This window comes from Gordonia sp. 34D, from assembly GCF_056682775.1.
Map to the genome: position 1 here is coordinate 3,029,478 of NZ_CM155293.1, position 21,484 is coordinate 3,050,961.

Annotated in this window: 21 protein-coding genes; 7 read left to right on the forward strand and 14 right to left on the reverse strand. The window is 61.2% G+C overall.

Annotated features, from left to right (window positions below):
• Positions 1-8: 8 nt before the first annotated feature.
• Complete coding sequence (locus tag AC1L34_RS14045) at positions 9-887, forward strand: SCO6745 family protein (RefSeq protein WP_424294859.1); 879 nt, start codon at positions 9-11, stop codon at positions 885-887.
• A gap of 72 nt (positions 888-959) precedes the next feature.
• On the opposite strand, the gene AC1L34_RS14050 is transcribed toward AC1L34_RS14045, so the two are convergent.
• From AC1L34_RS14050 to AC1L34_RS14060, 3 genes are all read right to left on the reverse strand, one after another.
• Positions 960-1,247: a hypothetical protein gene (locus AC1L34_RS14050; protein WP_424294857.1), complete on the reverse strand. Its 288-nt coding sequence runs from the start codon at positions 1,245-1,247 to the stop codon at positions 960-962.
• Between the two features lie 217 nt (positions 1,248-1,464).
• Entirely contained in the window at positions 1,465-2,811 is a 1,347-nt protein-coding gene (locus AC1L34_RS14055; protein ID WP_424294855.1) for a lipase family protein, read from the reverse strand.
• Positions 2,808-4,085 (reverse strand): hypothetical protein, encoded by a 1,278-nt coding sequence (locus tag AC1L34_RS14060; RefSeq protein WP_424322992.1) that lies wholly within the window; start codon positions 4,083-4,085, stop codon positions 2,808-2,810. Before AC1L34_RS14060 ends, AC1L34_RS14055 begins: the two co-directional genes overlap by 4 nt.
• 243 nt (positions 4,086-4,328) lie before the next feature.
• Between AC1L34_RS14060 and AC1L34_RS14065 the strand changes: the two genes are divergently transcribed.
• Positions 4,329-5,522 (forward strand): CaiB/BaiF CoA transferase family protein, encoded by a 1,194-nt coding sequence (locus AC1L34_RS14065; RefSeq protein WP_424293024.1) that lies wholly within the window; start codon positions 4,329-4,331, stop codon positions 5,520-5,522.
• On the opposite strand, the gene AC1L34_RS14070 is transcribed toward AC1L34_RS14065, so the two are convergent.
• Entirely contained in the window at positions 5,511-6,017 is a 507-nt protein-coding gene (locus AC1L34_RS14070) for a hypothetical protein (RefSeq protein ID WP_424293023.1), read from the reverse strand. The genes AC1L34_RS14065 and AC1L34_RS14070 overlap by 12 nt on opposite strands.
• Before the next feature lie 113 nt (positions 6,018-6,130).
• On the opposite strand from AC1L34_RS14070, the gene AC1L34_RS14075 reads away from it, so the two are divergent.
• On the forward strand, positions 6,131-7,312 hold the full coding sequence (locus AC1L34_RS14075; protein ID WP_480034844.1) for an MFS transporter: 1,182 nt from the start codon (positions 6,131-6,133) through the stop codon (positions 7,310-7,312).
• Between the two features lie 41 nt (positions 7,313-7,353).
• Here the strand turns inward: AC1L34_RS14075 and AC1L34_RS14080 are convergent, their stop codons facing one another.
• The gene (locus AC1L34_RS14080; RefSeq protein WP_424293020.1) at positions 7,354-8,760 is read right to left on the reverse strand and encodes an HNH endonuclease signature motif containing protein; all 1,407 of its coding nucleotides are present in this window, start codon (positions 8,758-8,760) and stop codon (positions 7,354-7,356) included.
• 375 nt (positions 8,761-9,135) lie between these two features.
• Here AC1L34_RS14080 and AC1L34_RS14085 point away from each other — a divergent pair, with 375 nt between their 5' ends.
• Positions 9,136-10,011: a PhzF family phenazine biosynthesis protein gene (locus AC1L34_RS14085; RefSeq protein WP_424293145.1), complete on the forward strand. Its 876-nt coding sequence runs from the start codon at positions 9,136-9,138 to the stop codon at positions 10,009-10,011.
• A gap of 1 nt (position 10,012) precedes the next feature.
• Here the strand turns inward: AC1L34_RS14085 and AC1L34_RS14090 are convergent, their stop codons facing one another.
• On the reverse strand, positions 10,013-11,005 hold the full coding sequence (locus tag AC1L34_RS14090; protein WP_424324630.1) for a carbon-nitrogen hydrolase family protein: 993 nt from the start codon (positions 11,003-11,005) through the stop codon (positions 10,013-10,015).
• A 40-nt stretch (positions 11,006-11,045) separates the two neighbouring features.
• Complete coding sequence (locus tag AC1L34_RS14095; protein WP_424293143.1) at positions 11,046-11,522, reverse strand: GNAT family N-acetyltransferase; 477 nt, start codon at positions 11,520-11,522, stop codon at positions 11,046-11,048.
• Between the two features lie 206 nt (positions 11,523-11,728).
• Between AC1L34_RS14095 and AC1L34_RS14100 the strand changes: the two genes are divergently transcribed.
• Together AC1L34_RS14100 and AC1L34_RS14105 are read left to right on the forward strand one after the other, a co-directional pair.
• Positions 11,729-12,853: an alpha/beta fold hydrolase gene (locus tag AC1L34_RS14100; protein ID WP_424293142.1), complete on the forward strand. Its 1,125-nt coding sequence runs from the start codon at positions 11,729-11,731 to the stop codon at positions 12,851-12,853.
• Between the two features lie 120 nt (positions 12,854-12,973).
• Positions 12,974-14,365 carry an IS1380 family transposase gene (locus AC1L34_RS14105; RefSeq protein WP_480034773.1) on the forward strand — a complete coding sequence of 464 codons (1,392 nt, stop codon included), beginning with the start codon at positions 12,974-12,976 and terminating at the stop codon, positions 14,363-14,365.
• A gap of 382 nt (positions 14,366-14,747) precedes the next feature.
• Here the strand turns inward: AC1L34_RS14105 and AC1L34_RS14110 are convergent, their stop codons facing one another.
• The 4 genes from AC1L34_RS14110 to AC1L34_RS14125 all read right to left on the reverse strand — a co-directional run bounded on the left by AC1L34_RS14110 (position 14,748) and on the right by AC1L34_RS14125 (position 17,154).
• On the reverse strand, positions 14,748-14,957 hold the full coding sequence (locus tag AC1L34_RS14110; protein ID WP_424293141.1) for a hypothetical protein: 210 nt from the start codon (positions 14,955-14,957) through the stop codon (positions 14,748-14,750).
• Between the two features lie 245 nt (positions 14,958-15,202).
• The gene (locus tag AC1L34_RS14115) at positions 15,203-15,697 is read right to left on the reverse strand and encodes a hypothetical protein (RefSeq protein ID WP_424293140.1); all 495 of its coding nucleotides are present in this window, start codon (positions 15,695-15,697) and stop codon (positions 15,203-15,205) included.
• A 47-nt stretch (positions 15,698-15,744) separates the two neighbouring features.
• Entirely contained in the window at positions 15,745-16,299 is a 555-nt protein-coding gene (locus AC1L34_RS14120) for an MspA family porin (protein ID WP_480034845.1), read from the reverse strand.
• 60 nt (positions 16,300-16,359) lie between these two features.
• The gene (locus AC1L34_RS14125) at positions 16,360-17,154 is read right to left on the reverse strand and encodes a hypothetical protein (protein ID WP_424293139.1); all 795 of its coding nucleotides are present in this window, start codon (positions 17,152-17,154) and stop codon (positions 16,360-16,362) included.
• Between the two features lie 165 nt (positions 17,155-17,319).
• Between AC1L34_RS14125 and AC1L34_RS14130 the strand changes: the two genes are divergently transcribed.
• On the forward strand, positions 17,320-17,748 hold the full coding sequence (locus AC1L34_RS14130) for a hypothetical protein (protein WP_424293138.1): 429 nt from the start codon (positions 17,320-17,322) through the stop codon (positions 17,746-17,748).
• A gap of 740 nt (positions 17,749-18,488) precedes the next feature.
• Here the strand turns inward: AC1L34_RS14130 and AC1L34_RS14135 are convergent.
• The 3 genes from AC1L34_RS14135 to AC1L34_RS14145 form a co-directional block, all read right to left on the reverse strand.
• The gene (locus AC1L34_RS14135) at positions 18,489-19,895 is read right to left on the reverse strand and encodes a hypothetical protein (protein ID WP_424324329.1); all 1,407 of its coding nucleotides are present in this window, start codon (positions 19,893-19,895) and stop codon (positions 18,489-18,491) included.
• A gap of 490 nt (positions 19,896-20,385) precedes the next feature.
• Positions 20,386-20,682 carry a hypothetical protein gene (locus AC1L34_RS14140; protein ID WP_424293136.1) on the reverse strand — a complete coding sequence of 99 codons (297 nt, stop codon included), beginning with the start codon at positions 20,680-20,682 and terminating at the stop codon, positions 20,386-20,388.
• Positions 20,683-20,745: 63 nt separating this feature from the next.
• Positions 20,746-21,378 carry an MspA family porin gene (locus AC1L34_RS14145; protein WP_424293135.1) on the reverse strand — a complete coding sequence of 211 codons (633 nt, stop codon included), beginning with the start codon at positions 21,376-21,378 and terminating at the stop codon, positions 20,746-20,748.
• Between the last annotated feature and the right edge of the window lie 106 nt (positions 21,379-21,484).

Consider the following 21,484-nt stretch of genomic DNA (forward strand, 5'->3'; position numbering starts at 1 on the left):
GTGAAGCGATGACCTCTAACCAACCTGACCTCGACACTGCCGCGATTGCGCGGCGCGCCTACGAATCCCTCGAGCCGTACCACGTTCTCGCCTACTTCAACCCCGGCGTAGGCGCGGCGTTGGACGACCTGGGGATCGACGGGCACGCCTTCTACGTCGGCGGTCGTGCCGCACCTCTCGGTGAGACCAGCGGTGGCGTCGTCGCGGCAACGTTCTACAACTTTTCCCCTGCCCTCATCGATTCCGCATGGGCACGTGCCACGGAGATCGGGCTGGACGCGATCGATGAGCGCCGCTACGCCATGCTCGACGAGCAGTACCGGACGATTCTCGGGGATGCGATCGACCAGGTAGCTCCCCTGCTTGCCGACTACGAAGCAATCGTGTCGGCGCTCCCCCTTTCGGGGCGACCGTTAGCGGCGGCATGGGCGGCAACTCCGTCCCCCGAGGCACCCCACCTTGCCCTGTGGCGTTACTTGACGATCTTGCGGGAGTGGCGTGGCGACAACCACATCGCCCAGCTCGTCACCCACCAACTGCCGGGTGCCGATGCGGCGGTCTTCCACGAAGCGGAACTCCCCGATCCCACCGTGCAGCGGCGCGTCATGGGTCGTCGCATGATCCAACTGACACGCGGACTGACCGACGACGACTGGGAAGGCTCAGTGGGGCGGCTCGTCGCTCGCGGCCTCGTGACAGTCGATGGCGACAAGCAGCGTCTCACCGATGAAGGATTCGCGCTCTATCAACAGATCGAAGCGCATACAGACGCGGTGACCGGGGCGAGTTTCGATCCAAGCTTCAACGACCTCATCGACCGCACCCGCCCGCTGGTGAAACTCGTTTTAGACGCCGGTGTGCTCCCCGGGACAAAGCGGAAAGGCTAGCCCCTGTCGGGACCAAGCCCTGTCGGTCCTGCCTCATCCGCCACTTCCCACTGCCGCGACTGCCGACTGCCGTCACTGCCCCAGGAATACGCTCACGACGAAACCTGCGGCAGTGCCGGCGAGCAGAATCGCTGCCGTGACCCCGAGGACCCAGTTCGGGGCGGGCAGTCGAATCCCAGCGAGGAAGAAAACCAAAAGCACCATGAGGGCCATCGTCGACAAGACGAAGGCAAATGGGATGACGAGAGCTAGCCCCAGGAACGCTCCCGCAACCAGAATCAGCAACACCGAGTTGAGGACGACGAAGACCCTTCTCATGTAGCTCTCAAAGCTGCCGTTCCGCGCCCCCGTGCGTTCCACCTGCCTGTCCCCTAGCCCTCTCACGGCATCTACGCATGTTGCCTGAGCCATTGTTTCCCCCTTGGTTGTGCCGCCGCTTTCGCTGCGGTGCCGGTACTTCAAGTCTTGGCTCCGAAACGGCACGCACCAACTATCAGCAACGAGAAAACCCGCAAACCCCCAGCGTATGGGGGGTCTGCGGGTTTTCCGGACCGGAGAAATTCGCGTCGAAACGCTACTAATCTAGTCGTGCAGCCAGCCAGTCGAGGGTCTGCATGCCGAACAGATCGGTTCCCCAGCCGTAGATGTTGACGATGGCGTTGACCATGCTGCAGTCGGTCGGCTGGTAGTCGACCTTGCCGCCGCGGCTGCGCCAGGCCTTCGCCAACTTACGCGAGTCAGCTGCGGGCACCAGCGACATCGGGGAGTCGTCGGCTCGGCACGAGCCGATCAGCACGCGGACGCCCTTGGCGGGGGTGCCTTCGCCCAGGTTGTTGTCGCGGTAGGCACGCTGGAACGCGGGGATTCGCGCAGGCGACTGCCCACCCTTGAACAAGGTGTTCAGCGGCACCATTGGCAGCGTGAAATAGCCGGGGGTCTGACACTGGGTGCGGTAGTAGTCCGCGACCTTGCGGCCGGCGTCATTCAGATGATCGTTGACGCGCATGTCCGGGTAGTGCGGCTCCAAGCCCAGCAGGGTTGCCATCGCAAAGCCTGAGCCAACCGATCCATCTGCGGTCTCGATGAAGTTGCGGTAGTTCGGGACCATGCCCTCGATGACGGCAGCCTTCACATTAAGTTCCGGTGCGTACTGGTCCTTCAGCTCAATTGCATGACCGGTGCCCACGCCACCACCGGCAATGCCGAACATGCCGATCGGTGACGTCTTCGACAGCCCTGCTTCGCCCAGCGTCAGAGCGGCGCGGGTGGCGTCAAGGTTACTGCGGGCGTTGTACTTGCCCGCGAACACGCCATGCGGCTTCGGGTCGCCATTGTTGCCCACGTCGGACATCACAACGGCGTAGCCCTTGCCGAACATCTGGGCCAGCGGCCCGAGCGCCGACCACGATGCACCATCCATCGGGTCCGACCCGGTCCACATGGCGGACGGGTGGCAGTTGGCGCCGACGCTGTCGTTGGCCATCTGGTAGCTGACGATCTTGCGGTTGGCGTTGCTCCGGCCATCGCGCGGGATCATGATCAGCCCGGTACTGATGTCTGCCTTGCCGTCGAGCGCGGTGGTGACAAACATGATTTTGTACGCGTCGACATTGCCCGGCTGGAAGCCGACGAACTGGACGGCCACCTTTTTCGACTTCAGCAGCGTGCCGGGCTTTTCGCTGCCGTTCAGGGCCGGTTCCCGATAGAAGGGGTCGGTCGAGGTGAGCGGCTTGAGGATCTCATCGGGACTGCCCATCTTGCCGGACTGGAAGGTGCCGATGACGAAACCGTTGAAGATTTCGTTCAGGCCGGGCGTCCGGTTTGGCGGTGCGGCCGATGCCGAACCCGCGGTCAGTGGCACAAGGGCCGAGAGGCCGATGACGACCGCCGATGCGAGCGCGACTAAGCGCGCGGCGGGCTTCACTTGACCTCAACCTTCAAGGTCTCCAACGCCGACTGAAGTGTGGGGAGGATGTTGAAAATCGGGCGGTGCTGTTCCATCTGGGCACTTTCGGGGGCTTGTAGCTCGCGCTTGAGTGCCGGCCAACGGTTTTCGATCTGCAGTCGGTACTTCGGCAGAAGTTCTGTGGTGATGTAGTCCCAGCGTTCGTCGAAGACCGACCAGTTCCACGACGGGAGCGGAACGGTAATCGTGACCTTGCGGCCATCGACCGCAGTGCCATTCAACTGGAGAGGCTTGTACGACCGCAGCGGCGGGACGCCCGCCACTGACGGCGATCCAGCCAGGGTGCTGGCGTAGGTCATGGCCATGCCGACGTCGCCACGGTAGGCGCGCACCGCGTCCCACTGCTTGTTGATGATCTCACCCTGCTCACGCATGAGCAGTCGCGCGTTACCAGCAGCGATGCCGTCCGGAGTCTTGGTAGCGATGTTTTCCCAAGCGTTCATGATCTCGTCGGGGAAGAGTCCGGCGTCGCGCATCTCACGGAGTGCAGGCAGCCCCTCCGTGACATAGGCGCGGTGCATGGGCATGAGGTCACTGAAAATGTTCTTTTGCATCACCAGAATTGCGCCCTGCACGTGCCGCAGGTCAGCAGCGGTGATCTTGGCGCCGACGCGGGCGAGGGCACGAAGTCCCTCGGGGAGCTTGTCCACGAACACCGGCCCCAGCGAGCGATTCGTTTCGGCGACGATGGCGTGCGCAACGGGTGCCAGGCGCGCAAAGTCGTAGACGTTGGTAGCGAGCTCGAAGTCGAGGAGACCGCCGCCAAAATCGGCACCGACCAGCCCGGCCATGCCAGCCCACTGCAATTCGCGATGCGAGAGCTGCAGGTTCTTGTAGAACGTGTACGACCGTTCCAGGTTCACGCGATTGGCGCTGACACCTGCGCGCGGATTCCACGACTTGAGGTCAATGCCCGCAGCGGCGGTCGTATCGGCGAGTCGATACTGAAGTAGTAGAGCTTGGTACGAAGTCGGTGCGACCCCTCGCTCACGCGCCTCTTCGACAAGTCCCTTCAGGACCTTGGGGTCGGTGGGAAGTTTCGGATTGACTCCCCCGGGTCCCTGGCTGGCGTCCCGATTAACCATCGGCAAGTTTAGGTAGCGCTCAAGTTCGCTCACCGCGTGCGCCGGTGGCGCTGCGATCGACCCCATAACCAACGCCGCGATGCTGACCACAGCAACGCCCAGGGCAGCCACCGAACGGCTACCCGAAAATACTCGTCGTCGACTCATACTCGGCAGTAGAACATCGGCACGTTTGCTAACCAAAATTCCCGGATTAGACGGGAGTTGACTTTCGTCTCACCACTTTCTCATGATTCTCCCAGGTCAACCGCCTGCTAGTTCCTACATATATGTCGAATTTTGAGTTCCGCCAGGGAGTGCAAGATCACGCTGAGGTCACAGAGTTTGCCCATCACATCGCTGCTTCGTCGGTCTCGGTGCCACATTGACTGCCGTGCAATAGTGATTGCCATGTCTTCTTCGCTCCCCCTCGACGGCGTCACGGTCGTAAGTATTGAGCAGGCGGTGGCGGCACCCCTTGCCTCGCGACACCTCGCCGACTTGGGTGCGCGGGTGATCAAGGTGGAACGTCCGGACGGAGGCGACTTCGCCCGGGCCTACGACGCCGCCGTCCACGGCTCGGGAGCCCATTTCGTGTGGCTCAACCGTGGCAAGGAGTCCATTGCCGTCGACTTGAAAGCCCCGAGCGGGCGCGAAGCAGTGCATTCGTTGATCCGGCAGGCCGACGTGTTCCTGCAGAATCTCGCACCCGGGGCCGCGGAGCGCCTCGGCTTCGGTGCCAGCGACCTTCGCGCCGCCCATCCCGAACTCGTGACTGTCGATCTGTCCGGCTATGGCCGAGGTGGACCTTTCGAGCAGCGCAAAGCCTACGACATGCTGATTCAGGCGGAGAGCGGCCTGATCTCTATCACTGGGACGCCCGGCGATGCGGTGAAGACCGGAATCCCGACGGCCGACATCGCGTCGGGGATGTACTGCGTTGAGGCAATCCTCGCCGCGCTGTTGCGGCGCTACCGGACCGGCGTCGGTGCGGCGATCGAGGTTTCGATGCTGGAGTCGACCGTCGAATGGATGGGGCATTCGCTCTATACGCAGCTCTACACCGGGCAACAGCCTGCCCGGATGGGCGTCAGCCATGTGACGATCGCCCCGTACGACTCGTACCCGACTGCCGACGGCGAGATTTTGATTGGCGTGCAAAGCGATGGCGGCTGGATTGCGCTGACTGCGGTGCTCGGGGTTCCGGAGTTGGCGACCGACCCGCGATTCCAGACGAATATGGCGCGCGTTGAGAATCGCGCCGCGTGCGACGCTGCTGTCGCCGATCGGACCCGCGGTTGGTTGACGGCCGACCTGGACGCAAAGCTCGCCGAAGCCGGTGTCCCCGCCGCCCAGATCAACGAATTGAAAGATGTGGCGGCGCATCCGCAATTGGCTGCCCGCAATCGGTGGCGCACGGTCGGGACCGAGTTTTCCCCAATCAGCGCGCTATTGCCGCCGGTGACGTTCGACGACGTCGAGGCCCGCATGGGCGATGTTCCCGCATTGGGGCAGCACACGGCTGAACTGCTGGCCGAGGCTGGTGTTGATCCGCAGGGTATCGAGCAGTTGGTGGCCAACGGCGTGGCGCGGCTACACCGCTAGCGGGACGGCGCAGGCCTTGGCACCTTCAAGTCTGCGTGCCAACGCGAACCACAGTAGAGCGATGGCAATGACGGCGAGAACCGGTTGGATGGGCGCGAAGTAGGCGATCGCACCCGATGATCCGAGCGCGATTAGCGCGATCTTGTTGCAGACCGGGCATCCGATCGCGAACCAGGTCAGCAGGGTGCCGATGACTCCCCAGCGACCTTCGCGGGGGCTTTCCCCCGCTGGCATCTGATCGGCTGGCGCCACATACGTCGCTGCCAGTAGTCCGGACAGAATCGCAGTGACGATCCAGACGGGATAGCTCCACATAGTCGGCGCAATCTCACGACTAAACAGGGTGTTTGGGATCATCACGGTACCGATACCCATCACCGCGAGTACCCCGAGCGAAACGACGGTCGCCACCAGAAGTTGACGGCCGCTCGCTTCGCGGATGGCCTCGGCGACGAGTTTCGGCGACGCACGGAACGTCGAAATTGCTGTCCTCACAACTCCACTGTGCCTGAGGCGATCGATACCTGCCTATTGATACCTATGGAATAGATGAGGCGGCGGGATGGTCGTACTCGACTAGACCGCGGCATTCCAGGAGGCACGAAATCGTGAAGTCCGACGTCAAGGAACCGACCACGTTGGTGCCGATGTTCCTCGCCGCGTATGTCTTTGCGGTCGTCATGATGGGCACGACGCTACCGACGCCGCTATACCCGCGGTTCCAGTTGGAATACGGTTTCGGTGCCGCCATCACCACCATCTTGTTTGCCGTCTACGCGGCTGGCGTGATCGCTGGCCTGATCATTTTCGGCCGCATGTCCGACAGTGTTGGGCGCAAGCCGATCCTCTTGTTGGGTTTGGTGCTGTCCGCGGTGTCGGCGGTGGCTTTCCTTGTCGGCGGTGCCCTGTGGATCTTGTATTTGGGGCGCATCCTTTCCGGCCTGGCCGCCGGAGTCTTCACTGCGACGGGAACTGTCACGGTGATCGGCAATGCGCCGCGGGGTCGTCTGGGCTTGGCCTCAACTGTTGCGACGGCAGCCAACATGGGCGGTCTTGGGCTGGGCATTTTGATGGCCGGGACTATTGCGCCAGTGGTGCCGGATCCACTGTTCGATCCGTTCCTCATTCACCTCGTCCTCCTGGTGATCGCCGGATTTGCCCTGTACTGGGTGCATGAAACTCCGCCGACGCGGAAGGGCATTTCCCTTCAGCTCCCGGGACTTCCGGAAGAGTCACGAGCCGTGTTTCTCGCGGCGGTGCCGGGTGCGGTTGCCGGCTTCTCGCTCGCTGGCGTGTATTCGGCAGTGGCTCCCAACCTGCTCACGACGGATCTGGGTGCGAGTTCGTCGGCGGTGATCGGCATTGTGTTGGCCCTCTTCTTCTTGGTTTCGGCGGCTGCGCAGATCGTGTTCCGGTCCTTGCCGGATCGCATGCTGATGGTGGTTGGCCTGATCGGCATTGTTGTCAGTTCCCTGATGCTGATCGGGGCCCTGTTAGCGATCAACTTGCCACTGTTCATCGCGGCCATAGTGGTGACCGGTTTCGGGCAGGGTTTGGCATTCATGGCGGGTATGCGAGCCTTGACGGCGGTGACGCCACCAGAGCAGCGTGCCAACGTCACGACGAGCTACTTCGTCGTGGGCTATCTGTCGATTTCGATCCCGTCGATCGCGACTGGCCTGATCGCCCACCCACTCGGCTTGGTGACAGCCACCGTTATTGCCGCAGCAGTGTTTGCCGCGCTCGCCTTCCTCGGTTTGCCGTTAACCAAACGTGTTCGCACTGCGTAGCTGCGCCGTCGCCCAGCTATGCCTGTCGGAGGTTGCCGCCGCTAGGCTGCCGCGTCCTCGGCGAGCGTAAGGGTGCGTCGTGCGTGCGAGCGCACTATCCGACGCTGACCGCCCGGGCGTGCCGGGTTGGCTGGCACGACGAACCACGGGTGATGGTCGGTGCCCAGGAATACTTCCCAACCGCCGTGGTGAACCATCGTGTGGTGCATCCGGCACAGCAGCACCGAATTCTCCACGCTGGTTTCCCCACCCTGCGACCACGGAACAATATGGTGCGCATCAGTCCACCCAACCGGACGTCCACACCCCGGAGCAGCGCAACCGCGGTCGCGGGCCTCCAATGCCTTGCGAATCGGAACGGTCACCGTCCGATGCTCACGCCCCACATCCAACACCGCACCCTGCCCGTCTACCCCGATGCGACGCAACGCCGAATCACACAACACCAGACCCACCGTCCGGTCCGACACTGGCCCGGTAAACCCGAGCGATGCGACCCGCCCCGACCCAACAGAACCTCGCTGCGCCACCCCCGTGGCCGAGCCTGAACTCCCCGAACCAGATTCGGCCACCACCGGAACCAACAAACTCACGTGCGGCAGAACCCCACCATTCGTGGGCCGGTCACTTCCGGCCAGGTACGTTCGCACGATCTGCCCGAACGCGTCCGCCCGACGCTGCCCCACATTCCGCGGATCCCGACTCCCATCGGGTGCCAACACCGGTCGGCACAACGGGTCGAGCGCCTGCCACAGCTCCTCCCCCAACACCACATCCACGTCCAGCTCCACACTCGTGCGACCATCAGCCCCGACCACCACACTCATCTCATTGAGCTCGGCGTTCTCGGCTACCGGAACCACCTCCGGATCCACTTCCGCCGCGGTCGGCGCCAACTCGATCGCGATCTCCCGCGCCCGAGCCCGAACATCACCGGGACGCTCCTGCACGATCAACCGACGCGCCACCTGCACCTCGGCCTCGGGATCGAGTTCAACCCGCTTCCCGACAAAGGTCAGGCCCTCACCCACCGCGTCCGCGTGCTCAATCGCTACCCCACCGACCAGGGCCTGACCCGCTAACCCGGCTAGGGCTTCCACCGACTCAAAAGCCTTCCCCACGCGAGCCAGCCGATACGCCACCGCCGGCGGAACTCCCAACCCCAACAACAAGTCGGCCCCGGTTTTTAACCGTTTCCGCATCGGAACCCCCACACGCACCGCACTCTGCACCGTCTGCGCCAGAAGCACATTCGCCACATTCAGCAATCGCACGCCCTCGACCAACACCGCAAGGACTTCACCGTCATCGATCCCGGCAGGCGAAGCATTGGCGAGCAACCCCGCCAACGAACCACCGCCCGAACCATCGCTGGTTCGCCCCTCCACCCCGGAGAGCTCATCGGAGAGCCGATCGGCGAACTCCCTGACCACTTCAGAAACGCTCATGACATTCCCCTCTTTCAAGAAACGAAATATTCGGCCCACCAACGCACCCGGCCGAGCCCGGGATCACCGGGAGCCACTGAGCTGGCGCAGCAACTAATCGACCCACCGAAAGGGCCGTCGAGCAGGCAGTAAACGCGCCCGACAGCCCCATGCCGCCAGGCCAGCGGTACCACCCATGTGCCGTCGCAGCACTCACCCTTACTTCCTCGGCAATGCCGTGGAAGCAGTTGGTGTCGCCGTGTGCCGCGACGCGCTTTTAAGTTTTCAAAGAACACCAGCCGCTCGAACAAAGTCGAGTAGTTGATGTGATATACGTTACTCTCTCTATCTGATTAGCACAAGTGTTCGATACGAAGAATTTGACACAATATCGTCATGACGGATGCATCCCTTGTCCCAGGTCAGCAGCACACCCGAGGCGCGCTCCCCTTCAACCAGGTCGACGTATTTTCGACCGACCGGCTGTACGGCAATCCCGTTGCCGTCGTTCATGATTCGGCGTCGTTGACGGACCACCAGATGGCGGCATTTGCCCGCTGGACGAATCTCAGCGAGACGACGTTTCTGCTGCCGCCTACCGACCCCGCGGCCGACTATCGCGTGCGAATCTTTACCCCGACCGAAGAGCTTCCGTTTGCCGGTCACCCCACTTTGGGTAGCGCGCATGCATGGCTCGAAGCTGGCGGATCACCACAGAACGAGGACTCCGTCGTCCAAGAGTGTGCTGCCGGACTTGTTCGGGTGCGGCGCAGTGAGGTTCTCGCGTTCGAGGCTCCGCCCCTGCAGAGACACGAGCCGGCCGACGCTGACAGCATTGCCCGGATCGCCGCCGCCCTCCGGCTCCCGCCCGCGGAGATCCAGTCTGCGTATTGGGTGGTGAACGGCCCCAAATGGGTGGCGGCTCTCCTTAAAGATGCCGACACGGTCCTCGGCGTTGAGCCTGACTTCGCCGCGATGGATGGCTTAGAGATCGGCATCGTCGGGCGCTACCCCGCCGGGTCCGACTGCGACGTCGAAGTTCGCGGTTTCGTCGGGGGCTCGCAGGGTTTTGAGGATCCGGTCACCGGCTCACTCAATGCGGGGATCGCGCAGTGGCTAATTCCCGGAGGTCAACTCCCGTCGTCGTACGTCGCTTCTCAGGGAACGGTGCTGGGCTGCCGAGGTCGCGTGCACGTCAGATTCGACGAGGGCCGAACATGGGTCGGCGGCGCGACGAACACCGTCGTCCGCGGTTCAGTCGAACTGGACTGACTTAGTCGCAGTTCGCCGCCGCTGCCAGGCCGGCGTCGCGTCCTTGGCGGCGGTAGTACGACTTTGCCGCCAGATTCTGCTGATGCCAGTACGCCCGAAGTGCAGCGGGCAGCTTCGGGATCCAGAAGCTCTCTTCGACGGGGACGAGTGGCTGGCGCGCGCCAAGCTGAACCTCGGCCACCACCACGCCCGGCCCCTCGGCCGTGTTCCGGGAAGCCAGAACAGTGCCGTCAGCTGCGACGATCTGCGTGGCACCGACATACGACGTCTCATATCCGACTGCCGTGCTGGTCCCCGGTGCCAACAGGAAGTCGGTCCGGAATCGCCCAGAGTGCGACGCCTGCAGCACCGGCGCCCCCACGCGGCGAGCGAATTCCACCGGAGCTTGCTCGGACAGGTAGCGGTTGTACTGGGCCAGCGGGCCAAAGGCTCGGTTGACGATCGGGCCCCAGTTGCTTGGCACCGTCCACCAGTGCGTTCCGGTCATCACGACGTCGACTCCGGCCAGGCGTCGGGCAGTCTGCGATCGAATCAGTTCCCAGCACACTGCCGCCCCCATGCGGCCGAGCCCGGTCTCGAAAACTCCATCGTCGTTGCCGGGTCCGTAGAAGGCGTTCTCCCACATGGTGGGGAGGTCTTTGTCGTGGAGGTGGACGCTGCCGTCGGGCTCAAACAGGTGGTAGCGGTTGTAGATCTCGTCGCCGTCGGCGATCAGCATGGAACCGCCGATACGTACCGACTCGCGGCGCGAGATGTCGGCCAGCATGTCGACCGCCGCATTCGACGGCGGCATCACGCTTCGATGTACTTCAGCCATAAGCGGCAGCGGAGAGGTCGCGAACTCGGGGATGGCAATCAACGTCGCGCCGCGGTCGATGGCCTCGGTGATTAGCGCGCGCAGTCGTCGCAGATTCTCGTCGACGTCGCCTGGGACGCCTTCGAACTGAATGGCTGCACCACGTACCGACACTGCAAGATACTCGACATCGCCCATGTACCGAACCTATCGAATGCCCGTTTTCCGGGACAGGTCGCTAGCGTCGAATTGATTTGCTGAGGTGAACCAACGCGTAGCCGGCGGGCGTTGGGGTTCGGTGCGTCTCGCGATAACCGAACCGTTCGTAGAGCCGCAGATTCGCAGCACTGCGCTCGCCGGTGAAGAGCGTGAGGTGGCTGACTTGCTCCGGTAGTCGTTCCTCGGCGAGCTGCAGCAGTCGACTACCGAGGCCTTGCCCTTGCAAGTCCGGTACGACGACGAGCCGGCCCAGTTCGGCGACAGAGTCCGGTGACAGTTGCACGCGGACAGCACCGACCAGGCGCCCCACCTCACTTCGCAGGCCAATTGCGATCACATCGGGCGAGGCAAGTTCGGTGACCAGTTCGTCGAGCGACTGCGTGAGTGGCGGCAACTCGACGTCATCGTGAGCCTGTGCCTCGGTGACATACGCAGCGCGCTGCAGGGTAAGGACTTCTCCAGCGTCAGCGGCGGTCAACGTAACCACAGGTTCCATCGGCCGAGTGTCGCAGTTGGGTACCCGCCCGGTCCACCGAATTTCGCGACCCCGCGCCCCCGCCATCAACAGGTTCCGTAGCGATCACATACGAACAGCTGCGGAAACTATTAAGCGTCAGCCTCGGACATAACTCGAACAGATCGCCTACTACGCAGTGTAGTAAATTCCTCGGCTGCGTCGTTGACATCGGCTACGTTGGCTGCATGGGAACTACAGGGGCGACAGACCCGATTCCCGTCGACGTGGAATCGGAATCGGGAGGGCTGACTGATGACGCTCGGCTGAGTGGACTAGCGGATCCGACGCCCCGGAACCCACGGCACCGACTACTTCGGGTGGTGCGACGGATTCTTGTCAGCCTGGTCTCGGTAATCGTTGTTGCCGTTGCGATTTCGGCGGGTTTCCACTGGTGGCAGACACCCCGCGACAAGGCGGCCATTGAAAACGAGATCGGCTCCGTCCACCGCTACGTCGAGGTGGACGGGCACCGGATGAGCGTAGCCGTCCAGGGCTCGGGACCGCGGACCATCGTCCTGATGCCCGGCCTGGGCACGCCGGAACCGATTATCAGCTTCAACCCGCTGGCCCAGCGCCTGGCCGCGCAGAACACGGTCGTCACCGTCGAGCCATTCGGGCTGGGCCTCAGCGATGGCACCGACGTCCCGCGCACCAGCGAGGCGATCGTCGACGAGACCCGGGCCGCGCTTCGAGAACTGGGGCTCGGAGGCCCCTACGTCCTGATGCCCCACTCGATCTCGGGTCTGTACGCGATGTGGTGGGCCACCCGGCACTCCGACGAGGTCGCCGCGGTTGTGGGGCTGGACGATGAGCGCTATACGACAGATCTTGCCGGGAGCGCTCCTGCGTGGCCGGGCTGGATGTCCGCCGTCACCGCGGTCGGCGGCGTACGAGACCTGATCGCCTTGGACAAGGGAACCAACTACCTGGGGCTGGTGGCTGACTACCAGGAGAGCCTGGGCGACGCGGCCGAGTACACCAAGGACCAGCAGGACCTGTACCTACGCGGGTACTCGTGGGTGTTGAACCCGACCATGCTGGACGAGACCGCCCACGAAGCCGAAAACGTGCGCGAAATCAAGGGAGCCATATTCCCCGCGTCCATGCCCGCGATGTCGATCCTTGCATCTTCATCGCTCCAAGCTGACCCGGAATGGGAGTCCTCCCACCGCGCGGCGATAAGCAACTCGGCTATTCAGCAGGTCACCATCATGGACGGCCACCACTACCTTTTTCATGCCCACGCCGCAGCGATTGCCGAGATGACACAGCAGTTCCTCGACGAGCATGTCCAGACTCAACGACGTTAGCCTCGGGCTTTCATCGCTGAATTCGCCTGACCTGCCGTTTTCATGAAGAAAGGTGCTCTGAGCTGCAATAATTGTTGTTGCGAAACGACAATCACAAGCAGGGCAAGGAGCACCTTTCTGGTGAAGAACTCTACCGTGTTTTACCCGCAGATTCAGGCCACCGCCGACGGCGGCGGCATCATCACCCACGGCGGCACCGTCCTGGCCACCCGTACCGCCGAACTCTCCGGCCTCACCGACGCGCTACGGACCGCGCTCGCGCCGTGGCGCAAACCCCTCGCGACCCACGATCCAGCGAAGATCCTCCTCGATTTGGCCACGAGCCTGATCGTCGGCGGTGACTGCCTGGCCGACATCAGCATGGTCCGCGGTCGTCCCGACGTGTTCGGTCTGGTGGCCTCCGATCCGACGGTCTCACGCCTGATCGCCACCCTGGCCGCCGATCCCGAGCGGGCTGTGAACGCGATCCGGGCCGCTCGCGCCGCCGCCCGCCAGCGGGTGTGGTCCCTGGCCGCCGATCAGGCTCCCGATCATGGTCGGTCGGCGAAGAAGCCGCTGATCATTGACATCGATGCGACGTTGGTGACCGCCCACTCGGAGAAGGAGCAGGCGAAGCCAACCTATAAGCGGGGCTTCGGTTTTCATCCGTTGATGGCGTTCATCGACCACGGGCCAGACGGGACCGGGGAGGCCGCTGCGGCGATCCTGCGGCCCGGCAACGCCGGTTCCAACACCGCCGCCGACCACATCACGTTGACGCAGAAGATCCTTCAGCAGGTTCCCGGCATCGGGTCTCGGCTCGGTAAGTCGATCCTGATACGCACCGACTCGGCCGGCGGCACCCACGACTTCATCGATTTCCTCGCCCGCCGACGCCTGTCGTATTCGGTCGGGTTTCCGTTGAACGAGACGATCGGTGACCTCATCGACCGGTTGCCGAAGAAGGCGTGGACCCCGGCCTACGACCCGGACGGTGAACCCCGCAAGAATGCTGACGTTGCCGAACTGACCGGAGTCCTGGACCTCTCGGGGTGGCCGGCCGGGATGCGGGTCATCGTCCGCCGTGAGAAGCCGCATCCGGGCGCCCAGCTGCGGATCACCGACCGCAATGGGTGGCGCCTGATCGCGTTCGCCACCAACACCACCGGCGGCCAGCTCGCCGATCTCGAGGTCCGGCATCGGCGGAGGGCCCGCTGCGAAGACCGTATCAGGATCGCGAAAGACACTGGCCTGACGAACTTTCCACTCAAAGGGTTCGCGCAGAATCAGATCTGGCTCGCCGTGGTCGAGGTGGCGTGCGATCTGCTCGCCTGGACCCAGATGCTGGCTTTGGCCGGTACCGCAGCGCGCCTGTGGGAACCCAAGAAGCTGCGCATGCGACTGTTTGCGACCGCGGCCCGCCTGACTCGTCACGCCCGCCGACTCCGGCTTCGGTACGACCGGCATCATCCGTGGAGTGGTCTGCTCGCTGCCGGCCTCGAGCGGCTGGCCGCCTACCCGGCACCCGGCTGACTCGGTAGCCGAGCCCTGACCTTACGAGATGAAAGAACCTGCTCTTCCGGTGATGTGGAACCCGGACGTATCCGACGATCGGCGGCCTTGTCGTACCCGACAGGCACAATCAGCTCACAACCATCAATCCGAAACCGCACAGGCCAGGACGTCACCCCGATGAAATTTCGAGGTTAGGTGCGGTCCAATTCGAGCAGGTGTCCATTCGTGCTTAAGAACGAAGGACCATCAAAAGCGTCCCCCGCCATTAACAGGGTTCGGCTCAAGGGGAGGTTGACTCACACGTGAACTGACGTTCGCGGTGGTCAGCGTCGACGCAGAAATCGTGCCCGGCAACCCTGATGGAGTTGCCGGGCACAGGGCAAATCTGTGGTGTACTGCCTCAGTAGCTCAATGATTCGGCCACGTCCGGACATTGGGGAACACGCTCAATGAGCGCATCTCGCGGGAGCAGAGATTTGCGCTCGTCGACAAGGTCTGGCGAGGTGCCGTCGCCGTGATCGATGAGGTGCGGCAGCCTGGCCTCGGTGGCCCCGGGTTCAACGTGGTGTTCTCGTCCGTCGAAGTGGCCACCGTGGAACTTCACTCGCATCGCCACAGCCTATGCCTATGGGAGTTCGGCGCCGATCGGGTCATCTGCATAAGGCCGGAACGCAATCGGACAGTGCCCGGCAGCGCCCAGGGTCTCCGCACCTGGTCCGACTAAGGGTACTTAGTGGCGAAGAATCCGTGATCGTCAACATGTCACCGACACTTCGCGCATCGTCCCAACTTTATGATGAATGACTTTCCGAGACCCTCTGTGACACCACCCGTCCACCAGGACTCAATCGGAAATCACAAATTGGGATAGTTCTTGTACTCGCCCAAAAAGTTTGCGACACTCTCAAACCGATCCCAGTCGTCACGACTATCGATAACTCCAGCCCAGAGGATAACGTCTTCCTCAGGACTATAGATGATTGAATCCGGAATCACCTCGAATTTACCAATCACGACGTCGCGTTCATGAAATCCGTCCTCATCTAACTCGTAACCCAACACCGATGCAAGAGCACTATCTTCTGGACTAAGTAATGTCAGGCCACTTCCGCCGTTGGAGTAATAGAGACGAGTCGTTCTCGTCACGCTCCACAAGTCATTCAATACTCCAGCTCGACACGATGAGCGTTCCTCCCAGTCCTTTATTTCCTGCATTGAGGCGGGCGGTTGATAGACCGTACTCGCAGTAAATTTAAAATCACCACTCGACGATTCCACTGGTGGGAACGAGTCGAGGATTGCAAGGATTTCGTTATCCATAAAATCGGAACCAATCACTAAATAGCGCATGGATTTCTTTAGGTAAAGGGATCATATTTTCAAATGTATGTCCGCCCCTATACTCCAAAGGGATGATGTGATGAATTTCCCAACCTTTCCACGATCCACTCCCGCTGGGGCAGGAGGCGATGGATAACCTCGAGCAGTCCACTCCCTGGGCCGATGCCAAAGCATGTCCCAGGAGGACAGCTCGACCCATTCCCCCGGGTGGAATCCCAGGTGTTCACCCCTCGCCGAAGGCTCCAGATCCTTAGGCACCGTATCTGGGGTTGGGCGCACCACGACGGCGACCCTGTTCCCCCACAAACATTGCTTTCCCCCTCATCCATCCGGGCACCAGCCTTCGGACCCCGCAACTGCTTAGTCGCAAACTTCACATCCGTCGACGTCCCATTCCGCAACGTCGTGGAAATACTCGGCATGACCTGCCCACCAATAACCATTGCCGGCGGGTACGAGATCGACATCTGCGCCGTCGGCCCACCAGTAACACCAAGCTGAACGCCATCCATCTGCCACTGACAAGCGACCTGGAAACCTGTGGTCAACACAGCAGCATCGACCGGTGAGGATCCGCAACCAGTGATCTCAGCGGTCCCACGCAAATCCAAGAGAGCCTCGTACGAGCCCCCTGCCCCCTGCCAGGAAAGCTCGTCGAAAGCGAACAGTCCTTATTTCGACAATACGTCCCGCCGGTACTCCCATCCGATCGCACGGCGGGCCTGAGCGAGCAAAAGATCGGGAACATTAGTGTGGTCGTCGCCGAGTTGGATGGTCACGCCGTTGAGGACTGGCTCGATCAGAACATTCGGGGGCAAAGCGGATTCATCAATGTCCATTTCCCAAACACTTGTGTCGAGGTAGGTGAACCACCCCAATTGACCTCTCCAGCGCGGGCCACTAGCCTTTCTGCGTGCGGCCCTGTCGCCTATAGGGGGAAGATTCACTTGTGGGTTCGGCTGCCCACCAGAAGCAAAGTACAAGATTTCATCAAACCGCAAAACGCGAGCGATATGGATGACAGCCTCGCGAATCTCATGTTTGCTGAGGATGAGATAGTCTCGGTCTCGGGCGAGCGAGTAGCGAGCAGGGTTTACTATCAGTAGAAAACTATTAACAGTTCCGGCGAATCCTCCGATCTTGCCGTCAACCTGGAACGGTATATCGCCGGGCGTCCTCAGCCTTATCGAAGATGTGGTGCTGATTTGCACACCTTTGTCCACGTCCATTTGGCCTCGTTCTGCCAAACTTCTTGCGTTGGCTACGTTAGACAGATCGATTAGCTGCTCCGGGATTTTCCCACTGCTTCCGACGTATTGGAATGTGTCATACCATTCCTCTGGAAACGTCTCTGGCGCAATTTGATGGAGGCCTTCGAACAAATTGACAATCCGGCTGGATACTGATTCCAGTTCAAGTTCGTCAGACGCTAATGTTCCAGATCCTGACAGATGGTCAAACTTCATTTTTCGGAAACTCCTTCGAAAGATTCGATCGACTACTGTGGCAGAATTCGGATGAACTCGGGAAATGTCAGATGGGCGAAAGGGGGAGTTGGTATTCCCTGACCACGCAAGAGGTCGAAATATTCCGTCGGGGTCAGCACCATCTTTTAGGCCAATGGCTGGGAAATGTCAGCCAACATCCTCGATCACTACCTCGACCCCACCGGCGAGGGCGAAGCAGTCGGCGACACCTACAATCTCACCGAGGATGAAGTCGACGGCCTAGGACGCGACGCCTACGACGGAGGTTACGGCCCCGACGTGAGGTCTCTTCCTGATGACCTCGCCTCGGCCAAGGCAGAAGCTTTGAAGGATTCGGAAATCTACTTCCGAACGCACCCGCACGCCAGCACATACGAAGCAGACAGCGGATGGAAGGTTTACGCAGGTAGTCAACCTGACCATATCTACGCACTCGGCCGGTACTCTTCAAATCTTCGTACGGTGGTTGAGCGTCAGCCCGATGGAAGCCGGGTTTTTCGAAAGCAGTTCTGGGTTTATGACTGGACTGATCGCGATCCGCAGAGCGACACGCGACGTAGTCTAATTTCTTAACTCGGCGGGGTCGACCAGATTGCTCACACTCAGTTCCATCCCCTAGGCCTCCCGAAACCTCGGGAGAGATCGAATATGACATCCTCTTCTCCATACGGACTCGCTGCGCTTATCTCAGCCGCAGCCTTTAAGAACCGCTATTTCCGATAAGGAGGTTCGCCAAATAGGATAGACCGGCACATTTCACGCAATCCGGAAATGGTTAGTCCATCCCAAGTCATCCAGGCTCGCAGCCAAATTATTACGGTAATAACGACCCAAGACACGACTGCCGAAATCCCTCCAGACTCGGGCAATACCCCAAATATTGCTATCGGGAGAACCGAAATTGCACAAATTCCAAGACCCCAGCGAAACCGCCCTCTTGATGCAAGGTTTTGCGCAATCGAAAAGCCAATGAAGATCGCACCGAAACCTAATATTACAATAACCATCACAGAACCCTTCGAAACGAGACTATTGCCGCCCTTCGGAGGAAGCGCTTCCGTTCACAAGAACACCAATGCTACTGAAGAACATATAAATCGTGAGTCCAATTACGGAGCCGGACAGAATTGGGTTCCCAAAAAAGATCAGCGCTACCCCTATAGCAAGCACGATAGCGAGAGAGATGGCCAAAGTTGAATTATAGACAACGCGGATGTGTGCACCTCGTGCTGCCACCGATGGATAAAGGAATAAAGCAATCCTAGTCGTGAATAAAATAGCCGCAGCCAATATCCCGAGAACTATTGTCATTCCTACCACCACCCCCGCCCTTTACCTAGGTCCCAGGCGAGACCTCCAATGATAGATCCAATCGCAGCAGTCACCGGGGCTGCGGGACCACCTATTGCTGCTCCAATACCCGCACCGGCCATACTGAATGCAGTAACTCCTCCAGCGTCTTTCAGTCCATCCATAACAGTTTTGTCTTCGGAGTAAACCGAGTTGACTTCCAGCAGAATCGTGGCACCCAACCCAAACCGTCGAGCAAATTTTCCAGAGTTCTTATAAAAGGATCGTTCACGGCTCCCGGCCTCGCTACCCTTTGCGACTACATCTAGCCCGTCACCCAAGGCTCCCGCTGAGCGTCCCGACCAATTGAGTGTTTGATCACGGTCATTATCACTGAGCCAACTACGATAAGCAGAAGCCGCGGCTTTATCTAGCACCCGCTCTTGCCCAGTAGCCGGATCAATAAATATCCTATCCCCAGGCCGGAGCAGTGTCTCGGTCCCCGTTTGCGGATTAATTACGACGTTGATTTCTACACCGTTTTCATCAGCTTGGCTAAATACTATGTACCCATTTTCTCGCAATTGCGATCGATGCGCGGCCCCAGCTCGGTCTTCTTCCAGTCCCGGCCCCTGAATAACGGCAGTAACCTTATCCATAGACTCGGCCAAATCTGACTGCCTTTGGAGTTCGGGGATATCTTCGATCATGCTCGGAGATGGTGCCGTTTGGACCATAGAGACGTTCATCGTTTCTGGATCGCCAACTATGGTCGCCGGTGCGCCATCGTCTGTCGTTCCTTGTGCAACCGCTAGCCCTTGATCGCGGGCTTCGGTGCGACTTCTCGCTTGCTGCTGCTCTTGCGTCAGAGGACCCGCAACAAATGGAGGCGCGGCGAGATAATCACCGCTGCTCTGCCTCTCAGACGCCTCCTGCAACGAAGCCATGTCCTCCTCGGTCGGGTCCGCGAGGATTGGGTACAGGGCATTGTCTGAAGGTTCGACGTGTTGGATGAGGTCGCCGTTCTCATCGACGGTGTACCACGTCTTCTGCGGCCGGCCAGCAGCATCAAAAGCCCACGGGCGAGCCACCTGACGAACCGCGTTGCCGTCCTTGTCATACACAGTCGCCGAACCATCAGGATTAACCGCCGTGCGACCGCCGTCGGGAACATTCATCGCAAACCGATACGTCTTCGGCGAAGACTCATCATGGATAAGCACCATCCGCGAGGGCCCCACCGTCGCCCGAGTCGATCCACCACGAGAAAGCAACGACCGTGCCCGAGGACTGGCAGCACCCACCGCCGCAACAGCAGCCAACAACCAGAACGGCAACGGAATCACACCACCATCGCCACCGCCAGGTGGACTCACAAAAGCCGTCTCGGCCGGAGCCTGCCGCTCACCAACCGTCACCGGTGCAGGCACCACAGTCGGTTCGGGGGTTCCTGGCCGACCAGGCTGCCCCTGATCGGTGCCGCGCTCGACGGTGGCCGGAGCCGGAGTCCTCCCCGGCCCCGTGGTCGCCGGCGGTCGGTTACCCCGTTCCGGGGTCGGGCCACCCACGATCGGGGTCCCGTTCCCTTCACCAGGACCCGGACCAGCATCACCACCAATCACCGGACCACCCTGCGACGGGGCACCCGGAGCACCCGCCTCCGGCGGGGCCTGCATCGTCGGCGGAGGCGTATAAGTCGGCACGCTAATACACGGCCAACCCGACCCATACTGAGCCCGCATCTGATCACACAAAGCATCAGCCCCAGCCACACCAGCACTGCCGCTGGTACCGGTCAAGGCAGCTACCGCAATCCCGGCCGAAACCACCAGAGTCCCCAACCCAGCAATCACCGCCGCACCCCGGCGGCGACGTTGTTCCCTCACAAACATTGCTTTCCCCCTCATCGCGCTGGCGCCCCTATTCGGTGTTCTTGTTGCCGCGGACCGCACCGACAATGCTGTCGACGCCGGACCAGAACCAACGCCCAGCGATCGACATCACCAAAAAGAACCCCAAAAACACCAACACCTGACCGTGCTCAGCAGCCCACGGACCCAGATTCGTCAGATTCATCGCCGCCAACACCAACAACACACACGCAGCAACAAACAACACAACAGTCCACACCGGCACCGACCCCGACCCCTCCCCAGCGGCCTGACCATCAACACTCTCCCCCGAGTGTCGAGCACCCACATCAGTTCCCGTACTCACAGAATTCCCCCTGAAGACGTCATAAAATTTGAACAAAAGACCTGGTCGATCAACCCTGGCAGGTTAGAGGTGATGCGGCTTGCCGTACAGGCTGAAGGTGTTGTCGTTGACCGCCGTGCTCATCGCCACCCGCACATACGCGCGGACTGCGGGCTTAGCCAGACCCACACAACCGGAGATCTCCACCCGCACACCCTCCATCCGGGCACCAGCCTTCGGACCCCGCAACTGCTTGGTCGCAAACTTCACATCCGTCGACGTCCCATTCCGCAACGTCGTGGAGATACTTGGCATGACCTGCGCGCCAATAACCATTGCCGGCGGGTACGAGATCGACATCTGCGCTGTCGGACCACCCGTTACACCGACCTGAACGCCATCCATCTGCCACTGACACGCGACCTGGAAACCTGTGGTCAACACAGCAGCATCGACCGGCGAAGACCCGCGACCGGTGATCTCGGCGGTCCCCCGCAAATCCAAGAACGCCTCGTAGGAACCATGGCCACTACTTAGTGCCGGCACCGAATGCACCCGCTCACCAAACTTGCCCAAGTGCACCTTCCAACCATCATCAGAAGTCCGCACAATCGACCGATCAGCAAACGAACCACCCGGTGCCGCCCCCGCCACACCACCACCGAGCAGCAACGCCACCACAGCAGCCAACACCGAAACAACACGCACAACGCGCATAAACAAAATCCCCCTCGAACAACCAGGAGAACCCCAGACACCCCGAACCCCGCACCAACACACCTCGTCAGCTACGAAGCAACGCCCCTGAACTTCCCCCTGCGAC